Origin of the sequence: Blautia difficilis (genome assembly GCF_014297245.1) — a bacterium.
Classification (GTDB): domain Bacteria; phylum Bacillota; class Clostridia; order Lachnospirales; family Lachnospiraceae; genus Blautia_A; species Blautia_A difficilis.
The window spans coordinates 1-5,956 of the sequence record NZ_JACOQG010000058.1 but is presented as its reverse complement, the minus strand read 5'-3'; the positions used below and the strand labels follow the sequence as shown (position 1 = coordinate 5,956).

The following is a 5,956-nucleotide window of genomic DNA, read 5'->3' as shown; positions in this document are numbered from 1 at the left end:
TAATCAACATTTTTAGTGTAATATTTTGACTGGAATATTTGTGCTTTAATAAATAGTTCAAATTTGAGTCAAGTAATTCAAAGACATCTTTACCTGTCTTTCTTATGCACTCGTTTCTATCAAATCCAACTACATGAATTTGATAAAAATCAATTTCAGAATATGACTTTTTTATGTTAGAAAAATTATATAAATTTGTTGATATTCCATACTTAAAATGTTTTGGAACAGAGCTTAAAAACTTTTCCCAACAGTTCCAATAAAGCGGATCTCCTCCACCTGAAAAAAATACACTTTTTAAATCATATTTATCGTTTTCTTTCATAAGACGATAAACTTGTTCATATGTAAGTCTCTGCCCATTATGGCGCGATCCATATGAGCAGTCTTTACATAACAAATCGCAAGTATTTGTTGGGTGAATCTCCAATTCCCAAAGCGCATCTTCATGACCAATACTACTCTTTCGTTTTTGGTAAGCATTTCCAACCTTGTCCAACGAAAAATCACATATGTTATCTTGCTGTGTAAATACTATCGCTTGATGAGGAATATATAGCTCATTTCTTTTAATAGACATACCCTATTTCTCTTTTCTTTTGTAAGCGCTACTCTAACTCAATATCGTATAGTTTAAAACAATAGTATCTCTTTTATAATCAATACCAACAGGGGTAGATACCATTACCGCATCTTTATATTCTTCCCCTAATTTTATCCCGATGAAATCTCTAGGTGAGTAAAAATGAGGCAAAAACTTTCTCAATATCACTTTATCATTTCTAGTCACACAAACCTCTATAAAATACTCCCTTTCAACATAACCAGGAATTATCTTAAAAAAGAATTTTGCCGGAATAGAATAACTCTTATGTGGGACTTGATTCCAAATAGTATCTTTATACCCCCATGGCATAAAAATATTTTCTATTTCATTTTTATCTATCCAATGGAGAGACCCTCCATCTTCATCAACTAATATATCAGGGACTTCCAAGGCTCTGCAACTATACGGAATAATAATTATATTTTTTACTCCTATTTCATATAACCACGGTTCTCTCGCCTCTAATACTTCAACTTTTATTCCCGATTCTTCATCAAACTCAGTGACAAGCCGTGCCTCTGCTGAGAAATCATCTTTCTCAAGGCGTCCTCCTAACAGTTCATATTCACACCTTTCATTTTTTCTAAGCAAATATTTCCCATCAACCTCAAGTACACCTTTAATTGAAACTCCAAATCGATCCATAATTGTCTCCCTTCAAAATAATTGTCGCCGTTACAACCAATACACATATAATTGATTTCCAATAACAAAACCTGCTATTAAAAACAGAAAGCCTGTTACATAGCTAAAAATAATTTTTAAAATACTAAATTTTATGCTTGATGAATAATACAATAACATTCTAAACACTCCAAACACCACGACAAGTGCACCAGCAAACATTAGTACAATTCCCGTGCATTTGTTAAAATTATTTACTGAAACAACTACATTTACTGTGATTAAAACAAATGCTAAAACAGATGAAAAAAAAGCAAGGTACTCCAAATATTGTGTTTTCATACTATCCAAATCGTTTTTCATCTGCTCAAAATCTGAATTAAATTTTCCCATTTTAGAATCAACTTTATTATTTTCTATGAGCATCTTAATTTGAAGTAAATAGTAATTATACTGTCCAATCCTTATCAACGAGTCTTTATTATCTCCACGTTCTAAATCTAACGCTTTTCTTACATTTTTTATGCCTTGATTATAATCACCAAGACAAGCAAATAATCTTCCTAAAGTACAATAATACTTTGCATGATTCGGATTCACATACATCACATCGTCCAATCTTTCTATAGCTTTATTAATTGTTTTAATATGAATATTTGTCCCCTCTTCATCTGCAAGAACAATTAACTCAGCAAAATGATGCTTTACAGCCAAATTATCAGGCAGCATCGTACATGCTTCTTCCGCAAAACGAATTGCATTTCTATATGCTCCCAAATCTCCCAATATTCCCTTATTTCTATAATATGTTGACATTACAATTTTATATAATTTCACTTGAGAAAATTGAGTTGCATACTTTTCTACATATTCATTATATTTGGAATAATTATTATATTCACGGCACACTATAAGTAAAGAATAAAAAGCCGCGAATCGATATCGATTTTGTTTATTCAATAAATAATTTTCTATCTCGGTTTCTTTGTTTAAAAAGTCATTATCTAGTACCATTTTTTTTAATTCTACTGTATATTGATTATTATCTTCCGTTGGCAATCCACAAAACAGTGTTTCTAAATTAAGTCTTTTTACAATTCCACCTCTCCTTCTTGACATATAATCTTCTCCTCGCATTTTTAACATCAATACCCAATCTAACAGGCATTTTTTAGCATTTGGCATATCAATGCTAGTATGGAGCAAATCCGCTTGATACACAGCGTCCCACACCATCTTCTTAAAGCTAACTTTACAATTATCACAACTTACCATCTGGTATAGGACAAATAAAAGTGTATGCAGTCTGCCTATTGCACTTTTCAAAATCTAATTGATATAGGAAACTATCTACTTAGATTGTAACATAGACGATGCATTCTTGTTTTTTCGCTATACCGAAAATTGTATAGCTGTATAACTTCTCTTTTCACATTTCTTTATTGCAATGTAACAGCATATCGGCATAAACCAGAAGTATCTGTTGTTTTTCAGAAGATATAGGCCGATACATGGTAATAAGCTGTTTCTCATTTTCACAAGTATCTTTCTAAAGCAATTCCCCTACCGAAATTTGCAGCACATTGCAGATCAGCAACATTATTATATAAGTAAGGCTTCGTTTTTCTATTCAACAGATTGCTCATACTGGAAGAGGACATTCCCGTTGTCTTCGCCAATGCATATTCGTACCTCATAGGGTCTGACCTTTGACCTCATACGACTGAATTAAGATCAATCTTATATCCGGAACTCTTTATTTCTTTTGCCAGAAAAATCTTCCAACCTTCATTACTATCTAATGGAATATAAACAATACCAGAAATATCATTCGGTATTTCGACTGATCCTTTGACCAATGCACATACATTGTCTCTGCCTAATTTACTAATTAAGTATCCGTGTTCAAAGACAACATTTTGCCGTGCTCTGGACATTTTTTCATTTTCTTTACCTTTCTCATATCCTACATCACAGGGAGTGTATAAAACAATTCCGAAACCTACATTTGAATATTTTTCAATCTTTTCTATAATAGTCATTCCATTATTTGCCTGTTCATGCAGAATTATGGGTTCAAAACCCAATTTTTCTATAAATCGAGCGACTTCCAGTTTTGCGGCATCATCATGTCCATGAACGATAAAAATCTTTGATTTTTCAGTTATTATTTTCTTCTTTTTATTTTTTGTTTGAACGGCTAAATTATTAGAATTATTATCTCCAATACACACCGTGCCATTATTAGTATTACTCTTCCCAATATTCATATTTTTCGCATTTATTACTATTCTTTCGTTCATAGATACTCACCTTCCCATTATGTAATATCAGATACCACTACATTTCGCTTTCTGTCGGATGTTCCACAACAACGTTATTTTCATTTTCATCGCCAAGCAAAACCTGTCCTCCATTTACAACCGAATCAGTAACAATATTGCAGTTCTTTAAATCAATCTGAATGTCACCCGCACTGTTTCCATGCTCAACAATTCTTTGATACAATGCAACCATTACTTCATTTCGAAATTCTTCTGTTTTTATTTCAAAATCATATTTTTTTGTTGAATTCATTGTAATACAAATCATATAATGACAAATTCGATTTATCTTTGTCTTTGGTACGTCAATAATCATTTTACACTGTTTGGAATAAAAATAAATAACCCAAGCTGTCAGACCTAGAGCTGGAATAAAAAAGAATGAATTAAAAAATCCAATTACCAGACATATAATTGCTCCCCAGAAAGCATAGTTAAAAAGTGAATGGGATTCTCTAAGTTCTCTGAAACTAACAGCTCGCTCTGTTTTTTCGCAATAGTTTTCTTCTCTTTTTTCCCAATTATTATACTGGGATATTGAAGAAATATTTGATAATTGTATTATTGTACCACCCCAAATCATAACATTTTTATGAATTGCAAAATTGATACCACATAAGTTCTCATCATCCATATTATATTCGTTTAACTGATCTGATAAATTTTTCCTTTTTGCCATAATATAATTCCTTCCTAATTGTGTTTTATTTTAGTTCTTTTTCACAGCTCTTCACTTTACCGCTGTACAGTTTGAATATCAGAATCCTTATGAAAAACCATACAGCTTTATTATTTCTTGCCTATACATATGCCGAAAAATTAGAGTGCATATCCGAATACGACCACCATAAATGAAAATCTGTTTAGGATATTGTCTACACAGGGGTAGTTATATTTATGGCCAGTTATATTTTTTTGAACCCGGAAGCATCCGCATCATTCAACATGGCTAAATGCCTCTATAAGGTGGTGTAGCATTTCTGGTGATACACCAGAAAATAATCGAGTCCGAAACTTTTTTGACTATATGATTTTGTTGAGCATGATTATGGTGCAAGATTTCAAGTATAAAAAAGTACCGGTATTCTACTGATTATGTTTTCTTGATAATGATAACCTTTATGATTTCTTTAGAAAACTTTAAGGTCTAGTTTATTCATTTTATTCGTACCTCATAGGGTCTGACCCTTGCGGCCCCAGCATTCTAATCAGGCGGTTTCTTCTGGGGAAAGTATATCTGGATGGTGAAGTTCCGGGTGGATATTCTGACAGCAACAGACTTTTTTCCTCTGTACATTTCATCAGTTTGTGGTGTTCGCCTGGATAGCAGATATCCAGGCCATTTCCTAATATTGCTATTGTATAGCCACCGGCGTTGAGACATGCAGTATGTGCATAGCTGTCGATTCCTTTAGCCATTCCACTGACAACTGTAATCCGGGTCTTTGCATATTCCGATGCCAGAAATACCGTTTCCCTGTTTTGCTTCCTGGCTGCATCTTCTTGCTCCTACTATTCCAACTGTCTGATCCATTTTCTTGATGTTTCCTTTATAATATAACATTGGCGGCGCATCAGTATCCGTACCTCATAGAGTCTGACCCCAATGTGGTCAACCTAGCGTCAACTTAAGGGCATATTAGTGAATATCCTCCAATGCAAACTACAAAATAAATCGGTTTATGACAGAAAACAGTTGCTGTTTTTGTTGGAAACCAGAAGATTTATAAAAATGACCGCATTTAAATAAGCCTATTGATGAATGCTGGCTCTATTTTAAAAAGAAGCTTTTTTATTTCGGAAATGTGAACGTCCCTTGGATTTCAATTTCTTCCTTGGAAACGACCTTCCGGGCAGGAGCTGTGATCTGCAGCGTACAGCATCTGTATATAACTGTTCAATAATTGAAAGCTCAAACAGTCCGCAGAGTATTTTGGGAACAATACTTTTGATCCGTCCAATGATAAATGCACGATTGGCCTGATAACGGAACTTATTTGTGCTTTTGGCAGAAATCTGTATTTCCTCATCTGCTTCATTTTTTATAAGGGAGGCTAGATTCGATAAAAGCATATTTATATAAAATTCCTGCTGTATAGACACTGCAGTAGCACCGGAAAACTCTTCCATGGCAAAGCGGCTTTTTAGTTCTTTGTACTTAAGTTCTACAGGCCATCTGTAGAAGTAAAGTTCCCGGAACATATCTTTTGTAACAGCAGGATCAAACAGGTTTGTTGCAAGATATTCTTTTGTGCCATCATCAAGTGGGATCTCAAGGACACGTATAGGCACATCGGAAGTACCTTCTTTTGAAGTTCCCTGAAGAACGGAAATCATATCACCATTGCATTTTTTTGACAAATTGATTCCCTCTTTCAGTCTCATAACACAGAGATGCCCA

At 33.7% G+C, this 5,956-nt stretch carries 6 protein-coding genes and 2 pseudogenes; all 8 read right to left on the bottom strand.

All coding sequences use genetic code 11. The features are described from left to right. On the bottom strand, positions 1-580 hold a 580-nt coding region (locus H8Z82_RS16465; RefSeq protein WP_186995721.1), incomplete at its 3' end, for a radical SAM protein. Positions 581-613: 33 nt separating this feature from the next. Next, positions 614-1,252 carry an NUDIX hydrolase gene (locus H8Z82_RS16460; RefSeq protein WP_186995720.1) on the bottom strand — a complete coding sequence of 213 codons (639 nt, stop codon included), beginning with the start codon at positions 1,250-1,252 and terminating at the stop codon, positions 614-616. Positions 1,253-1,282: 30 nt separating this feature from the next. After that, positions 1,283-2,452 carry a tetratricopeptide repeat protein gene (locus H8Z82_RS16455; protein WP_186995719.1) on the bottom strand — a complete coding sequence of 390 codons (1,170 nt, stop codon included), beginning with the start codon at positions 2,450-2,452 and terminating at the stop codon, positions 1,283-1,285. Between the two features lie 494 nt (positions 2,453-2,946). Further along, entirely contained in the window at positions 2,947-3,534 is a 588-nt protein-coding gene (locus tag H8Z82_RS16450) for a TIR domain-containing protein (protein WP_186995718.1), read from the bottom strand. A gap of 37 nt (positions 3,535-3,571) precedes the next feature. Beyond that, on the bottom strand, positions 3,572-4,234 hold the full coding sequence (locus H8Z82_RS16445) for a hypothetical protein (RefSeq protein ID WP_186995717.1): 663 nt from the start codon (positions 4,232-4,234) through the stop codon (positions 3,572-3,574). 482 nt (positions 4,235-4,716) lie between these two features. Then, positions 4,717-4,974 carry a DNA-processing protein DprA gene (locus H8Z82_RS16440; RefSeq protein ID WP_243176514.1) on the bottom strand — a complete coding sequence of 86 codons (258 nt, stop codon included), beginning with the start codon at positions 4,972-4,974 and terminating at the stop codon, positions 4,717-4,719. Then, positions 4,967-5,122 (bottom strand): annotated as a pseudogene (locus tag H8Z82_RS17210) (hypothetical protein); the annotation flags it as partial. The pseudogene H8Z82_RS17210 and the gene H8Z82_RS16440, both read right to left, overlap by 8 nt. Before the next feature lie 209 nt (positions 5,123-5,331). Then, positions 5,332-5,956, bottom strand: a pseudogene (locus H8Z82_RS16435) (IS4 family transposase); the annotation flags it as partial.